The 16,754-nt window shown below is 44.3% G+C and carries 8 protein-coding genes; 4 read left to right on the top strand and 4 right to left on the bottom strand.

All coding sequences use genetic code 11. The features are described from left to right. Window positions 1-114 precede the first annotated feature (114 nt). The gene (locus AC1DM9_RS16530) at window positions 115-4,872 is read left to right on the top strand and encodes a cadherin-like beta sandwich domain-containing protein (protein WP_477581102.1); all 4,758 of its coding nucleotides are present in this window, start codon (window positions 115-117) and stop codon (window positions 4,870-4,872) included. A 360-nt stretch (window positions 4,873-5,232) separates the two neighbouring features. Here AC1DM9_RS16530 and AC1DM9_RS16525 read toward each other — a convergent pair whose 3' ends face one another. Then, window positions 5,233-6,879, bottom strand: coding sequence for a glycoside hydrolase family 19 protein (locus AC1DM9_RS16525; protein WP_477581100.1), 1,647 nt, complete (start codon window positions 6,877-6,879; stop codon window positions 5,233-5,235). A gap of 606 nt (window positions 6,880-7,485) precedes the next feature. On the opposite strand from AC1DM9_RS16525, the gene AC1DM9_RS16520 reads away from it, so the two are divergent. After that, entirely contained in the window at window positions 7,486-7,743 is a 258-nt protein-coding gene (locus AC1DM9_RS16520; protein WP_441878279.1) for a hypothetical protein, read from the top strand. Between the two features lie 19 nt (window positions 7,744-7,762). On the opposite strand, the gene AC1DM9_RS16515 is transcribed toward AC1DM9_RS16520, so the two are convergent. Then, the gene (locus AC1DM9_RS16515) at window positions 7,763-8,449 is read right to left on the bottom strand and encodes a hypothetical protein (protein WP_477581098.1); all 687 of its coding nucleotides are present in this window, start codon (window positions 8,447-8,449) and stop codon (window positions 7,763-7,765) included. Window positions 8,450-8,705: 256 nt separating this feature from the next. Here AC1DM9_RS16515 and AC1DM9_RS16510 point away from each other — a divergent pair, with 256 nt between their 5' ends. Continuing rightward, on the top strand, window positions 8,706-9,005 hold the full coding sequence (locus AC1DM9_RS16510) for a hypothetical protein (RefSeq protein ID WP_477509559.1): 300 nt from the start codon (window positions 8,706-8,708) through the stop codon (window positions 9,003-9,005). A gap of 109 nt (window positions 9,006-9,114) precedes the next feature. On the opposite strand, the gene AC1DM9_RS16505 is transcribed toward AC1DM9_RS16510, so the two are convergent. Both AC1DM9_RS16505 and AC1DM9_RS16500 read right to left on the bottom strand, forming a co-directional pair. Continuing rightward, on the bottom strand, window positions 9,115-10,161 hold the full coding sequence (locus AC1DM9_RS16505) for a bifunctional transcriptional activator/DNA repair enzyme AdaA (RefSeq protein WP_477509558.1): 1,047 nt from the start codon (window positions 10,159-10,161) through the stop codon (window positions 9,115-9,117). A gap of 310 nt (window positions 10,162-10,471) precedes the next feature. Further along, entirely contained in the window at window positions 10,472-15,328 is a 4,857-nt protein-coding gene (locus AC1DM9_RS16500; RefSeq protein ID WP_477581095.1) for an S-layer homology domain-containing protein, read from the bottom strand. A gap of 408 nt (window positions 15,329-15,736) precedes the next feature. Here AC1DM9_RS16500 and AC1DM9_RS16495 point away from each other — a divergent pair, with 408 nt between their 5' ends. Beyond that, window positions 15,737-16,594, top strand: coding sequence for a class II fructose-bisphosphate aldolase (locus AC1DM9_RS16495; RefSeq protein WP_054025684.1), 858 nt, complete (start codon window positions 15,737-15,739; stop codon window positions 16,592-16,594). The last annotated feature ends 160 nt before the right edge of the window (window positions 16,595-16,754 follow it).

Raw genomic sequence — 16,754 nt, 5'->3', positions numbered from 1 at the left:
AGTAGTTCGTCATACTTAGGAACTAGATTTAAATGTTTGTACTGCGGCCTTATCTTTATAGTTGTGAAATACCTAGAATCACTAAAGTCTATCCATAGGAGAGTTAAAAAAGCGATGTTTAAAAAAAGAATATCAGGCTCGATGCGAGTATTGTTAAAAGGTTATATGGTTCGTTTACTATTGGGCTTAATGGTTTTTTCATTGTTTTCGTCGTCTCTTGCGTTGCCTGCATTTGCAGATGCGCCAAACGTTGGCCCAGACGGCAGTGCGGGTTGGACATATTGTGCGGATGAGCGTACTACATGCGGCTTTGAAGGAACAAAAGAAGTACGATACTGGGGTAATGATGGTAGTTATAGCTTTAATACAAAAATTGCGACTAACAGTATAGCTTGTTCAAATGACGTATTCGGTGATCCTGCTGCAGGAACCCCCAAAAAGTGTTATTACCGTAACCTTCAGCTTGATTCTGGGGAAATGACCAAAGTGGTTAGTAATTACAATAAGACATTAACGGTTACGTTTAACGTATATGCGAAACAAGCTGGCACTTTAGAGGATTTGAAAAGCAAGATTACCATTAAAAAAACAAGTGACGGCGACTTTACAGCTCTTGATGCAGACGATACCGTTACGAACGCAACATCTAGCACGCTTCAAATCAATTTTAAAGACAATCTAGTTGGTGCGGCAAACGCCATAAAGATTGATGCAGGGGCTTTTTTGGATAGCGATAACACGCCTTACGGTTTGCCGTTAGAAATTACGGCTATCATGTTCACCCCGCCCACAGTTATAGCGGACACGACGGATAACAATAATGCGAATGATATTGAGCTTACGTTCGCTGACGATTCGGAGTGGCGCCAAGCGATCACGGCGGTGAAGGATGGATCTGCCACTCTCGCTATGGGAACGGAATATACGGTCAATAACGGGAAAATCACGATAAAAGCCGGCGTCCTGGCAAAAGGCAATCATAATATCAACATATCCGCGTCTGGCTTTCCAGACGTAGGGGTAAGCCAGCTTGTTAGAAAGCTGTATCCAGGAGCAGGAGCGGGTACAATAAGTGATCCATATCTCATAGAAACCTCTGATCATCTTAATGAGGTTAGAAATAATATGGATAGCGGCACTTATTACAAGCTCGTAGCAAACATTAATTTAAACGGTTTCGCAAACTGGGAGCCGATAGGAAATGATATTGAGCCGTTTAAAGGATATATAGACGGCAGCGGATATCCAATTTCAAATTTAAAAATCGATACTAATTACGCTGGAAACAAAGGATTATTTGGTTCTGTGAATGCAGAGGGCACCCTTACAAATATGGTATTGGAAGATGTTAATATAATTGGTCAAAGCAGCAACGTAGGAGGGCTGGCTGGTACTAATTATGGAAAAATTAGCAACAGCAGCGTTACAGGAACGGTACAAGGTTCTACCGCTGTAGGAGGCTTGGTTGGCTATAGTGAAAATGGAACCATACAAAACAGCATGGCGGCGGTAAATGTAAGCGGGGTCTTTTATATTGGCGGATTGGTTGGTTTTCGTCAATACGGGTCCATTAGCAACAGCTACGCGACAGGTAGTGTGAGCGGAGCAAGTTATGTTGGCGGCTTGATTGGTGTCGCTCAATTTGGCTCAGTAAGCAATAGCTACGCAACAGGATCTGTGTCGGGGAGTTCTTTAGTAGGTGGCTTGAATGGTAATGTAGCTTATGATTCAACCAATAACAGCTACTACGACAGTCAAACCACTCACCAAGGAGATACAGGAGGAGGTATTGGGAAATCAACCGCTGAAATGCAAACGAAATCTCATTTTAACAGCTGGAATTTCAATACGGAGTGGTATATTCTCCCGGAAAAATATCCTCAATTATGGGCGTTTGTAGCCTTGGCTCAAGGAACGGACGGCGGTTCAACCAAATTAATCCGCGTTGCAGAGGGGATGGAATATTCATTTGACGGCAGCACTTATATTCCAATTACCGGCATGGAAGCGGATAACCTTATTGCAGATGCGGGAGATAAAGTCTTTATTCGTGCAGCAGCAGATATATTGAGCACAAAAACATTGACGGTTTCTCTAGCGAATATTAAGTCGGGTAGTGCACCTACAACGTCGGCATTGACCGCTGGGACAAGTGCGGGAACAACAAAGCTAACTGGCGTGACGAGTGCAATGGAATATAAAGTGGGCTCTGGATCGTACTCGGCAATAACGGGTATAAGCATGGACAATATTGTTGTCAATGCAGGAGAAAAGATTTCCGTTCGATTAGCGGCTGTGATGACACAACCTGCATCACTTGACCAAACGTTAACGGTAACACGCGAAAACATCAAGTCTGCGGCGGCACCGACAACGGGCACTTTGGAACCAGGAACGATTGGTGAGACAACCAAGTTAAATGGTATTACCTCAGCGATGGAGTATAAAGTCAACAATAATTTGTATGAGAGAATTTCTGAAACAAGCATCGATAATATTGCTGTTAAGGAAAATGATACGATCTCCGTTCGTATAGCGGCAACAGCTCTGCAACCGGAGTCTGAGCCGCAAATACTGACCGTGCAGTCAAATGTAAGAAATCCGAAGAGTGCTGATGCATCGCTTAGCGAGCTTACGTTAGGCGGAGTGACGCTTAGTCCAACGTTTGATAGTGAAACAATGGAATATACATCAAATGTAGCTAACAACGTGACGAGCACGTCAGTTACGGCAATCAAGGGAACTGCAACAGCTACGATTATAGCAGCTGATTTAGGTGTGAAACAGTTATCGGTAGGAGAGAATGTGATTACAGTGCATGTAACAGCGGAAGACGGCATTACGAAAAATGAATATACCGTCACCGTAACGCGAGCATTAAGCTCAGACGCAACGTTAAGCACGTTGACGTTAAGCGGCGTCACACTCAGCGAGGCGTTTGCCAGCGATACATTAACGTACACGGCAAATGCGGCTAATCACGTGACGAGTACGACAGTTGCAGCAAGCAAGAGCAATGCAGCAGCAACGATTACAGCATCCGATCTAGGTTTGAAACAGTTATCGGTAGGAGAGAATGTGATCACCGTTCATGTAACAGCAGAAGACGGCAGCACACAATACTATACGGTCATCGTAACGCGAGCTACAAGCCCAGATGCAACGCTAAGTGCATTGACGTTAAGCGGCGTGACACTCAGTCCGTCATTTGCTAGCGGTACATTAACGTACACGGCAAATGTGGCTAATCACGTGACGAGCACGACAGTTGCGGCAAGCAAGAGCGATGCAACAGCAACGATTACAGCATCCGATCTAGGTTTGAAGCAGTTATCGGTAGGAGAGAATGTGATCACCGTACATGTAACAGCGGAAGATGGCAGTACAAACAGTTATACGGTCACCGTAACGCGTGCTAAAAATTCAGATGCAACGCTAAGTGCATTGACGTTAAGCGGCGTGACACTCAGTCCGGCATTTGCCAGCGGTACATTAACGTACACCGCAAATGTAGCTAACGACGTGACGAGCACGACAGTTGCGGCAAGCAAGAGTACTGCAACAGCTGCGATTACAGCAGCCGATCTAGGGTTGAAACAGCTGACGGTAGGAGAGAATGTGATCACCGTACATGTAACAGCGGAAGACGGCAGTACAAACAGTTATACGGTCACCGTAACACGTGCAGCAAGCTCAAATGCAAGGTTAAGCTCATTGACACTAAGCGGCGTTTCATTTAGCCCAACGTTTGACAGCGAAACTTTGGAGTATACAGCAGATGTAGCTAACGACGTGATGAGCACGACAGTTGCGGCAATCGAAAGTGATGCAACAGCAACGATTACAGCATCCAATCTAGGTTCGAAACAGCTTTCAGTAGGTGAAAACACCATCACTGTGCAAGTCACAGCAGAGGACGGCAGTACAAAAAAATACACCGTTATCGTAACGCGTGCGCAAAGCTCAGATGCAACTCTCAGCGAACTGACATTAAACGGCGTGACACTCAGTCCGAAGTTTGTAAATGGTACATTCGCTTATACCGGGAATGTAGCCTATAGCGTGACGAGTACAACAATTACAGCTACTAAGAGTGCTGCAACAGCTACGATTAATGAAACAGATTTAGGTTTCAAACAGCTTTCAGTAGGAGAGAACACATTCATCGTTCACGTAACAGCCGAAGACGGTGTTACAAAGAAGCAATACAATATCATTGTTACACGTGCAAAAGAGGTTGTATCTGGTGGAGGTGGTTTGCCGGTACCTACACCATCGCCAACACCAACTCCGGTACCTACGCCAAAACAGATACCATCACCAACACCAACGATTAGCTTAGTTGATATCTCCAGACACTGGGCTGAAGATAACATCAAACAGGCGATTAGTAATGGAATCGTGACAGGTTATCCGGACGGTACATTTAGGCCTAACCATACCGTGACACGTGGAGAATTTGCAGTCATGCTGATGAATTTGTTGAAGCCGCAAGAAGCGGGAGCGGAACTGTCATTCACAGATACAACAAAGATTCCAGCTTGGGCGCAGAAGGCAATCGCACAAGCGGTACAGGAAGGTATTATTAATGGCTATGAGGACGGTACTTTCCGTCCAAATGCAGAAATTACACGCGCAGAGATGGCAGTTATACTAGCTAAAGCTTTGGGTCAGTCTACGGAAGCCAATGCTGCTACAAGCTTCGCGGATGATAATGATATTCCTGCGTGGGCGAGAGCTAGCGTTGCTTACGTAAAACAAGCGGGCATAGTAAAGGGGAAGGGTAATAATGAATTCGCCCCTCAAGACCATGCCACAAGAGCTGAAGCTGTAACCGTTTTGCTGAATATACTGGCAAGTCGGAATAAGTGAATAAGTGCATCCTAGAGTCTGAAACTTGGAATTTTTATTAAAGGATGGAGTTATATGCCTCACTACTATTTTAATGAAATTTGGACACCTTTTAAAATCATAGGTATTCGTCTATATCGCGATGATGATAGGGACGTATGGATCAAGTTCTGGAACGCGAAAAGGCGCCGAGTCATTCGAGCAGGATAGATACCTGCATTAAACTTAAAACAGCAGCCCTTATCAATAGGGCTGCTGTTTCAGTCTTTTCAGCTGCATCGATTGGCTATTAAACTTGGCCGGGGAGCATGCTCTTCACGGAGAAAGAGCAGTCGTTATTTTGCTGTTGTTGACCGGAGTTATTGTTTGGTTTTTATTTTTTTAGAACGGGCTCATCCCGATTGTATTGACTTTCTCGCCAGTTATACTGATGCCCATTCTTGTCGTAATGTCACGGTAATGACCAACACGGCGACCGACTCGGTAGTCCGTCTCGTCTTTGTTTCCTTCAAAGTTGCCGTTAATAATCATAATGGTTACACCAAACCCAGCAGGTGTTAACCCTTTGGCAATGTCTGATGCAGATGGTGTCCAGTTGCCGACCATTACATCATGTGCAGAAGGTTTCGGCGGTTGTGGAGTCATCCAAAATAAGATAGCTGTCATAAAGCCTAGCTTGCCGTCGTTTACGATTAATTCAGGTTGTTGGAGCAATGTGTTCTGATTTCCATAAATAATTCCGCTAATAAGTCCGTAATTGTAGTTCCAGCTAAGCTGAATCGGTCCACGTCCGTGATACGACTTGCCTGGAACTGGAGGGAATTCGGCATGGCTTTGAATGTACCCTGTGTTTGTGGAATTAATATAAGCGACTTCTTCATTCCAAAATAGTCCCCAGCTCAGCTCGCCGCCAGGTGCTGTCGCCCAGCCTCCGCCTGTTTCATGCGCAATATTGGCGAGGAAAGCTGCCAGCTCGCGCTTGCGGTTTACAGTGGAACCTTCTTTAATAAATGTGCCAAAATCAACCGTTTTAGAGATGACCGGTACGGTCAAATTCCATGAAGCGTTGAAATCTGCATTTTGAGAAATGAGTGTTTCTGTTTTCGTTGTTTTGTTCAAGCGGAATACACGGTTGTTCCATGTAGCACCTTGGCGGTATTCAAGCTTGTACTTAATGTTTGCAACGTCTGTTACTGCAGCGATTAGGTTGTCATAAGAATAATAGTCGACTTGACCAGGTTTATAGTACGTTTTGCTAGCAGCAAAAGTGTGCCATGCAGGTGTACCAATACGCATCGGGAACAGTGCTTCATATTCTGTTTTTGGCAGTGCGGCTTGTACGGCTGCCGCTGCGTTTGCTGGTGAATATTGAGGATCAATTCCGCCCCATTGTGCTGTAATTTGTTCATCGGTTAGAACGCGGCTTTGTCCGACATTTAGTTCGGCAAGAGAGGTTTTTACGGTGATGGCCGTACTTGCTGTTGTGTTGCTGGAGCTGTCTTTTGAGGATACAGAATAGATATACGAAGTGTCAGGCTGCAAGCCAGTATCGGTGTAAGTTAATGTGGAGGCGTTTGTGGAACCAACTTTTGTAGTGCCGCGGTAAATATCGTAACCAATGACAGCAATGTTGTCTGTTGCAGCATTCCAAGTTAATGTGACTGAATTAGCGGTTTTTCCTGGCGAGGCAAGATTCGTTGGAGCTGTAGGCGGAGTTGGATCTTGGTTGCCCCCGCCCGTACCTGGCTCAAGCAGCAGCCATGGTGAGCTCGATGGAGCGCCAGCACCGGGTACATCGCCTTGTGTCCACCATTTGGCTCGATAGTTGTTGTTATTGTAGCTCACTTCATCGCCGGTTAAATACACTTGGGTGGACACCCACGGTGAGGCCGTTAATGCAGCTTGCTGCTGAGCAGCATTGGCGGACACGGTTTTTGACACCGCTTCCAATTGAGCCAATAATAACAAAGTGGATAATACAATGACGCTTATGCGGATGAGCTTTCTGCTTATCAGTTTGCGTTTCATAGACATCCTCCTAAACTATTTTGTTAATTTCAACAACAAGTATATAATCTTCCAAAAATTTAATATATAGACGGTAATAACTATATTATTTTGTTTGTTCGTGTCGATTGTTACAACATTCGAACTATTTTTAGGGATAAATTTATGAGATATTAATATTTTTATGTAAAATAATACAAAAATACCCCAGTGCAATTGTACTGGGGCTTTGATCGATTTATTCGGTGTCTGGTGCAGCGATAGAAAGGCCAAGCCAAGGTCCTAGGGTAGACCTTGTGCTATCTGCCGTATAGAAGCGGTCAAAAAGTAAGCTCAGGCCATTGCCAGATAACCCCCTAGTTTCGTTGATAATCATTAACGAAAAGACTTGCTCTAAATTGAGCAAGTCACAAACCGTCGCATATTAAAGCGACAAAGAGGCTGATTTTTTTTATAAGCTATTAATATAGGGTAAACTTTCCTTTATAAAGATTAGAAGAGCCGTCGGATCTTGTGTTGTCCTTCACTTTAGCTGAACCGCCTACTGCGTTTACGATGTACCCGACCCCGTCCAAATGGACACTATTGTTTTTGAAATTTATTGGTGCCAGTTGGATAGCTTGAGCCGTGGGTGCGATTCTGGAACGCATCGACTACGCTGCTGTTGCCATTGCGGCTGCCAGTATTGTTGTAGATCTTGGAGTTAACCCCTTCACGTCAATAAAGCTGTCCGCTGAGTTTGCCCCGGAAATTCCAGTGCCGTTAAATGTGCAATATTCCACGAGAGTTCCATCAGCACCCTCTTTAATATCGATATGCTCAGCTGTTATTCCAGGGCCGAAAGTGGTGTATCTTATAGTATTGCCAATGACCGTGTGCTCGTAAGCAGCACTTTCATCCGATCCTACATAAGCGCCTTCGCCGTATCCCGCTTGATATTTTCCAGTATCATAATTGTTGGCGTTATCCAGTGTATTGTAGGAGCTGCCGTCCCTGAAATGAACGCCTTCGTCGCCACATTGTATATTTCGGCCTTGAAGATGAAGTTGTAGTTCCCATTGTCGATCATGATCCCCTTTTGTGCTCTTGTTACTTTAATATCGCGAATTTCCCAATAGTCGCCTGTTAGATGAATGCCGTAAGAACCATCATTGGTAGCGGGTCCTTGCAATATAGGGGGATTTGCTGGGTCACAACCCTTCAAAATGATGCGGCTGCCGGAAGTGCCGCTAGCGCCCGAATAGAAAACACCAGTTGGAACGCCGTTAGCATCCAATCTAGGATCACCGCTTGCAGCTCGAATACCTGAGTAGGTTCCTGGCGCAATCGTGATTATTGTACCTGCGCTCGCATTGATCATCGCACCTTGAATGGCAGCTGCGGAGGTTAATGCGCCGGAACAAGCTGCTATCCCTCCGGACTGTGTAGTTGCGCTGACGGTATTGCTCGAAACCGATTGATTGCCTGCCGCATCCTTTGCTTTTACGTAATAGCTGTAAGTTGTCGATCCGGACAAGCCAGTATCACTGGCTGTAGTTGCTGCTACCGATTTGAGAAAACTGCCGCCGCGGTAGATGTCATATCCAGTCACGCCCAGATTATCCGAGGAAGCGTTTCAGCTCAAGTTAATTTGACTGCTCGAAGCAACGGAGGCGCCCAAACCAGTTGGTGCAGTCGGTGAGGAGCTTTAGGCGTAACGCCTAAGAAGTATCGGGCTGAGGTGTTTGGTGAGGGGCAGCTTTAAGAAAATTTGCAAGAATTTAATAAAAAATAAAAAGAAAATAATGTAACATTATGTTATTGTGGAAAATATATCAAAAATAAAATTAAAAGGAGGGGAAAGTGTTATGAAAAAATTAGAAATTATAAAAATAGGGCCGAAGAGTGCTTTTAAAGCGACATTATATTTTGCTATTATTCCATTATCGATTATGGTTGTTTTAGGCTTTTTAGTCGCGATTATTGGACTCGCTATTGGCAAACCAGGCTTACTGTCAGCAGGAATTCCTTATATTATTATGCCCGTTATACTTATTTTTGTTTATGGCTTGATTGGGATGTTAAGTGCCTTTATCTATAGTAAGCTAGCGACAAAGTTTGGCGGTCTTGAAGTAACGGTTGTAGAAAAGGATAACCCTATAGGATAATCCGTCATGAAAGACCGATCTCAGCTTCGTGTAGAACGCTGAGGTCGGTCTTTCATTTTTAAAAGCGCAGTTGGTTATGCACGGACAGCGCACTTCTTCCAACGTCATATTATTCTCCTTGTTTCTCGTGATGTAATAGCCAGTTTTTACGTGTTAATCCACCGCCATAGCCGCCTAAATCACCATTTGAGTTGATGACTCGATGACAAGGAATCATAATCGCGAGCTGATTTGCGCCATTGGCCTGAGCGACAGCACGATAGGCGGATGGTTTACTGAGTGCAGCGGCGATGTCTGAATAGGAACGCGTTTCGCCCGGCGGAATTTTCATTAATTGCTCCCATACGCTCTTCTGAAAAGGTGATCCAAGCAACGAGACGGGGGTTTTAAATTCGGTCAGTTTTCCGTCAAAATAGCGGGTCAATTCACTTTCAATCGATTGGATTGGTTCCGTGACACCTGGAATGATGGCGGATTTTGTCCGTTGACGAAGCCTTTCTACTTCGCGTTCTAGCCCTCGCCGATCAACAAATTCAAGAAGATAAAGTGCACTCTCATCCCCAATTGCAATCATCGGCCCAAGCCTTGTGTCGATCCAAGAAGCTTTCAAAACCTGACTATTCTCTACTAATGTAGGCGCGGCCCCCATAATTCGCGAGAAAGCGTCTCTGAAACCGCTGCTGGATTCATAACCAGCAGATAGCTGAGTATCAATGATCGTTTGACCCGATCTAATGTTCTTCAAGGCAAGTCCCATGCGGCGAGCGCGAGCATATTCAACAAACGTCATGCCAAATCGCTTCTTGAACTGACGGCGCGCTGTTGACTCATCAACCGAAAGATTTTTGAAATCTTGTTCTTTCCATCGTTTTTCAGGATTTTCCTCAACGGCAGCAACAAGCTGGCGAACAACCTCCGATACATGGTTTGGGTGGGAAAGCGGACGGCATCTTTGGCATGGCCGATAGGAGGCAAGCAGCGCTTGTTGTGCCGTCTCATAAAATTCGCAGTTCTCAAATTTTGGCTTTCGTGCTGGGCAGGTTGGACGACAGAACACGCCAGTCGTTTTGACGCCTACATAAAATACGCCTTCATATTCCGTTCTTTTCTCTAATAACGCCCTGTAGTATTCTTCGTTACGCTCTGCAGGTACCATGTTTGCACGCCCTAATCTTAGATTATGCTCTTATTATAGAGCCTTCAGAAATATAACGTAGCCGAAAATCAGGCATTTATTTTTTTTGATTCGCATGTATTCAGATGAAGTTCGTAATCTGATTACCAGAACGCAATCCAACAACGGGTGACGCTTATCTTGACTTTGACACGGCTTTACAGTCCTTCATGTTGATTGTGCAGTAAGAGAAAAGCCAAGAAATATGCTAGTTACAACCCAGCATTTTCTTGGCTTTTGAGTATGAATGAATTGTCGAGCTTGAATCTACTTCAATAGCGACAGGATGGTGCTATTGCTTAAATAATAGCTCTTTACCATCCGAAAGGTACGTATAATAGTGATCTTTGGAAGCTTCTTCAATATGCTCGAATGCCCAGTGAGCAGAAGTCGCATCCGGCCATGATGGTGTTGTTACGCCTGTAAGCGGTCCTCTTCCTAGCAAACGGTTCATAATGGTAACTGCTTGCGCACGTGTTACATATTCCTTCAGACCGAACGAGCCATCTTCAAAACCGATCATAACCCCCGCTTTGTTTACAGCGGCAATAGCTGCTGCAGCCCAGTGCTGATCAGATACGTCCTCAAATGTGTTCGTGAATGGTCCGTTAAGATCAACATTTAACCATTTGGCCGCAATCATTGCCATTTCGGCTCTCGTTATGCGGTCATTTGGCCGGAAATTGCCCTGCTTATCGCCAATCATTAATCCAATATCTTGTAGCTGCTCGATGTTAGCTGCGGCCCAGAAGCCTTTTGCAACATCCGGATAGAGCTCTTGGTATTCATAAACATTTGGTAAATTTTTGTTGCGTGCTAGTAGAGCCGACATCTCCGCTCTCGTGATCGTGTTATTCGGGCGGAATGTGCCATCAGGGAAGCCTTTAATATAAGCATTATGATGGCCAGGGTTTGCAATGTTCAGGTCAGTGAAAGACTTCAAAGTGCCTGTGAAGCCGCTGCCCGGCTTATAAGATACGGTTGCTTCATAACCAACGGGAATAGGATTCTTCAGCTGAATAATAACTTGATTGCCATCCATTCTAACGTCTTTTATTTCCACTGCCTTGCCACTAATTTTTACTATAAAGCCTGATGTGTCCACCTTACCGCTGCCATCAACTAGATCAAGAACAATGGTTCCCGCTTTTGGATCGATGGTGGTCTTCTTCACTTGCTCCGTCACAGGCTGAGCGGGTATGACGGTGCTTCCACCTGTCGACCGTTCTGTTAACTGAATAACGGAGAAAATGCTAAACTTGTCAATTTCAATCTCTAGTCCAATTGGAGTATCACCGCTGTACACAACGGCAGGTTTCATTACCACTTTTTCTCCATCGCTATGCTCTACAAAAACTCGCAGCGAATCTAAAAAGCTGTCGTAGTTGCTTGCAGGCACGGTGATTCCGTTCTTTGCAAATGGTAAGAACAGTGTTGTTGTGTAATCGCGATAGTTTGTTTCAATTTCCAAGGAGGAGCCGATCACTGCAACATTTCGGCTTCCAGCTGCTGCTCTGACAACTGTCTCATTCACAATGCTGGTATTTAATTCCGCTTGATGACCAGCATCTTTTACAGGAATTAAGCGGAAAAACAAGTCAAGATAACGATCTGCCATGCGGTCAATAACATTTGCAGCAATGGATATAGTTGCATATTCTGTACGTATATCCAACGTATTTTGGTTGGTGTTTAACAGTCTTATAGATTGTCCAGGAATTTCGACAGCAATCTCACCTGGTTCGTCTCCTGCAACCTCATCAACAAATACAGTTGATACTCCGTTTTTTGTTCTAAGATCATTAATAAACCTTGCTGCTGCTGCCGGATCAAAAATGGCTTTGTCAATTTTTACTCCATTTGATAACATAACACGATTAATGCCAACCGGCTCACTCACCTCGTTGTCTGAGCCGCCAACAACAGGGACTTGTCGATAATTCTCGATTGTTGTCTTTGTTAGGTTCTCGGCTTTGACAATTAACAGGAATGTGCGGGTTTTCGTTACACCATTTTTAGAAACGGAAGCGGTGAGTATAACACTCTCATCCTTTGCATGACGATGAACAAGTGTCTTGATTGATCCATTCTCAGGCAATGAAATTTCAATTGAACTTGGCTTGTTGGAAGTCCAATCGATCATCGTTTCATTTGCCCCTGTTGTTACAATGAGTACAGGAAGCGTAACACTCTCCCATGTATCGTTTGCTTGGTAACCGATTTGCAGGGCCCTCAGTGCATCATCAATAGCTTCGTCTGTCGTGAATTCGACCGTTATAAGCAAGGGCTTGCTTTCATATCTGTCTTTTTCCGTTAATGTCACTTGAATTTTGGTTCCAGGCTCAAGGTCAAGTCCTCCGATGACAACGGTTCCCGTCTCTTCTCCGGCATTTACAGCACGTTTCAACTCTGTACCATTCTCGTCGTATACAATAATGGTCGCCCCAGCAGGCACCTCTACTACCTTAACGCTGCCATTCGATACACTTGCTTTAACCTTTGAACTTTCCGGTGAGCCACTATCTATTTTTGCTGTGCTAGAAGTGGATGGGCTTTCCAGCTTTCCAACTTCTGCAATTGCAACCTTAACCAAGTCCCCCTCACCAAGTACATGCGGGGCTTCAATGTTAACTACAACGGTAGCTATGGACGTATCCGTGTTTGTAACTGTACCAATAACATCGCCGTTCTTGTCATATACGTTGATAGTTGCACCTGGTGGTACATCTTTAACGGTTACTGCGTTTTTCGTTGCGTTTGTTTCCAAATTGTTACTCTCAAGCGGCGCGCTTTCCGTTTTTGCTTCGCTCGATATCGGTTTACTTTCCAGATGACCGTCTTCTGTGATCGTAACTTTTACAATATCGCCTTCAGCAAGCGCGGTTGTAGGTTCAATAGTAACGACAACGGCTGTTTTTGATGTGCCTGTATTTGTAGCCTTACCGATAACATCACCGTTCTCGTCGTATACTAGAATGGTTGCACCCGGCGGTACATCCTTGACGGTTACGGTATTATTTGTTGCGTTCGTTTTAACGTTATTTGTGTCAAGCACGCTGTCAAGCTTCGCTTCGCTAGACACTGGCTCACTTTCGAGCTTACCTGTCTCAGTAACTGTAACTTTAATGTTGTCTCCTGCCACAAGCGTATGCGGTTCTTTAATTTCAACTACGATATCTGCTTCCGTGCCAGTGTTAGTAGCTGTTCCAATAACCTCGCCGTTCTTGTCATATACGTTGATGGTTGTACCTGGCGGTACGTCTTTAATCGTTACCGTATTGTTCGTTGCGTTTGTTGTGATTTTTTTCTCGTCCAACGGGTCGCTCTCCAGCTTCGCTATGCTTGTTACTCGTTCGCTTTCTGGCTTGCCGTCTTCTTCTGTAATTGTAACCTCAATGATGTCACCTTCTTGAAGCTTGGTTGGCGGATCAATAGTGACTACCACTTCTGTTTCTTCATTGCCGTTGTTAGTTGCTGTACCGATGAGCTCGTCATCGTCACCATACACTTTAACAGTCGAGCCCGGTGAGACGTCTTTAACGGTTACTGTGTTTTTGGGTACATTCGTAGTGATTTTCTCTTTTTCAGGCGCACTGCTCCGTAAAATAGGAGATACTGCTGTTACGTTGCTGGCTACTTCACCATTTTTTGCATATGAAATATCAATTTGGCTGGCGCCAGCTAGTATATCCTTGCCATCGTCGGTCAATGTCAAGCGAACCGTTCCGTTCGTTGCAATTGACGAAGTTGCAATGACTTCACGATTGTCGTCGTATAGGGTTACAGCTACTCCATTCGGAACGCCATTGATCGTCACAATGCCATTAGCTGTATAGGACAACACAATGTTATCTGCGACAGGCGCCGCAGTCATAATCGCTGAACTGCTCGCAGATGTGCCTCCGTTGCTGGTGATTACAGTAATATTGTTATTACCGGCCTGCAGATGACTCGAATCATCAAAGGTATAAACAAGCACGCCCTCACTATTTGTACTATACTCGCCATCTACTAATTGATTGTTAACATAAATATCAACCTTTTCATTAGGCAAGTTATCGCTTTTGCTAATGCCGTTGACCTTGATATCAATACCCGTCTGTGTTCCAACACCTGTGGAGAATACTTTATTGATTGTAACTGCACTTGGTCCTTGCTTATAATTTCCGTTGGGTTTTAGTCCTCCGTCAACGTAGGAGTTTTTGAAATACCATGCCAGAATATCATGATGGGAGTTGGCTCCCCCTGTACTCGCGCCAAAGCCTACATATACCTCTTTGTTCATAAGGGATGTGCCGACATTACGAGTCAGTGATCTGTTATCCGCATTCGTTCGATCATCACTTAGACCATAAGTTGTAGTAAGAAGTCCATTATCATCATAATCAACCCAAACATGAACGTAAGCACCGCTTGCGGCGTAATCGTACAAACGGAAGTTGGCTCCTTGCAAATTATCAATAACGTCGCCACTGCCCTGTTGATGATGGTTGTTGCCATTCATTACAATAGCGACATGATCGGCAGTAGGGCCGGTTGGATTCGTTATCGGATGATATTGATTTAAGCGATTAAAAGGGGTGTTGGGATCATTGTATTGAATTCCCTTATGAGGTCCGAGGTTTTTCCACGTATCGAACTCTACACCTACGGAGTTTGGAATACCGGCATAGCCTACGCCTTCGCCTACCCCGCCTAGAACAGGAGTCGGATTATCCTGAATAATAAAGGTTAGACCATCAGCGGGTCCCGGAAAGTTTAAATTATTTAACGAAGTGCTTCCATTTAAATGCATGACAAAATAAGTGCTAAAGCCGCCGTCAAGCTTAATTTTATTTGTACGAACGACGATGCCGCTTGAATCATTCGTAACCGGCACTACTCTTAATCGTCCGTTCGCTGTTGTGGCGGTGTTATTTCGGCCCGGAATAGCCGGGAAGCTCAGCACTCTGGTCGCATCATTAGATACAACTGCAGTAGGACCGGTATGATTAAAATTTTGCCAGCCGACATAGATTGGCAGCGAGTCCGGCTCGGAGCTCGCCAGCACAGGCGTTATCGGCGCCGCTGAGAGTACCAAAATAAAGGAAGTAACAACTAATAAAATCCTTCTAAAAAATGAATCTTTGTGTAGATGATCAACGTGCATGATTTTTCCTCCTGGTTGTGGTCATCAATTTGTAAAAATATGCTAATTCGCACATTCCTAATTATACCATTCGATTCTGGACAAACTCTAAACATCCCTTGATATGTTGATCAGTACTTGTAAATCATGAATAAAATTACTTTATTGCTTCACTATATTATTTTCGAGAAAAAAATGATGAAAAACCTATGTGTAAGCGATTGCAGCTGGGAAGTGTTCGTTATTTAGGGGCAAAATAAGTTGATTTATTAAAGGATAAAGATGTACAATAGTTGGGTGATTGATAAAGAAGTGCTAGGTATTCAGAATGTTAATGGTCCTGACTATTCATTAGTGATTATTCTCACAATATAATCAGGCATTTACATGATTAAAAATAGTTAGTTAAACTCTAAGGAGGATTTTAATATGGCATTGGTATCAATGAAAGAAATGTTGAACAAAGCGTTAAAAGAAGGCTATGCAGTTGGTCAATACAACATCAACAACTTGGAGTGGACACAAGCCATTCTAGGCGCTGCTCAAGAAGAGCAATCCCCGGTTATCCTTGGCGTTTCTGAAGGCGCAGCTCGTTACATGGGAGGTTTCACAGTTGTAACTGCAATCGTGAAATCACTAATTGAAGAAATGAAAATTACAGTTCCTGTTGCGATCCACTTGGATCACGGTTCTAGCTTTGAAAAATGTAAAGCTGCGATCGATGCTGGATTTACATCCGTTATGATCGATGCTTCACACTCACCATTTGAAGAAAACGTAAAAACGACTCAAGAGGTTGTTGCATACGCGCACGAGCGCGGCGTTTCTGTTGAAGCTGAGCTAGGTACAGTTGGCGGACAAGAAGACGATGTAATAGCTGAAGGCGTTATTTATGCAGATCCTAAGGAGTGCTTCGAGCTAGTACAACGTACTGGTATTGACTGCCTTGCTCCTGCACTTGGTTCCGTTCACGGTCCTTACAAAGGTGAACCAAACCTAGGCTTCAAAGAAATGGAAGAAATTTGCCAAACAATCAAATTGCCACTAGTATTGCATGGCGGCACAGGTATCCCAACTGAGCACATCAAAAGATCCATTTCGCTAGGAACAGCGAAAATCAACGTAAATACAGAAAACCAAATCACATTCACAAAAATCGTTCGTGAAGTGTTGAGCGCAGATTCCGAAGCTTTCGATCCGCGTAAATTCCTTGCTCCAGGTCGCGAAGGAATCAAACAAACCGTTATGGGCAAAATGCGTGAGTTTGGTTCATCCAACAAAGCGTAAGATCATTTTCGAATATACAACAAAGAGCTGTCTTTCAAACGCCGCTGGCGGGAGAAGGACAGCTCTTTTTTTGTAATCGGATTTGCGGCAAACGCAAGGCTGCTCACATTCCCGGCAAGCTAAGCGCCAGCAAATAAAAAGGATTTCAATTAGAAATGAG

It is taken from the genome of Paenibacillus sp. 01T431 (assembly GCF_056398625.1).
The sequence above is the reverse complement of the archived record's forward strand: the minus strand, read 5'-3'. Positions and strand labels throughout refer to the sequence as shown.

Bases quoted from the DNA above. Each gene is read 5' to 3' on its own strand.
- AC1DM9_RS16530 (WP_477581102.1), top strand. From the start codon at position 115: ATGTTTAAAAAAAGAATATCAGGCTCGATGCGAGTATTGTTAAAAGGT.
- AC1DM9_RS16525 (WP_477581100.1), bottom strand. From the start codon at position 6,879: ATGAAACGCAAACTGATAAGCAGAAAGCTCATCCGCATAAGCGTCATT.
- AC1DM9_RS16510 (WP_477509559.1), top strand. From the start codon at position 8,706: ATGAAAAAATTAGAAATTATAAAAATAGGGCCGAAGAGTGCTTTTAAA.
- AC1DM9_RS16505 (WP_477509558.1), bottom strand. From the start codon at position 10,161: ATGGTACCTGCAGAGCGTAACGAAGAATACTACAGGGCGTTATTAGAG.
- AC1DM9_RS16500 (WP_477581095.1), bottom strand. From the start codon at position 15,328: ATGCACGTTGATCATCTACACAAAGATTCATTTTTTAGAAGGATTTTA.
- AC1DM9_RS16495 (WP_054025684.1), top strand. From the start codon at position 15,737: ATGGCATTGGTATCAATGAAAGAAATGTTGAACAAAGCGTTAAAAGAA.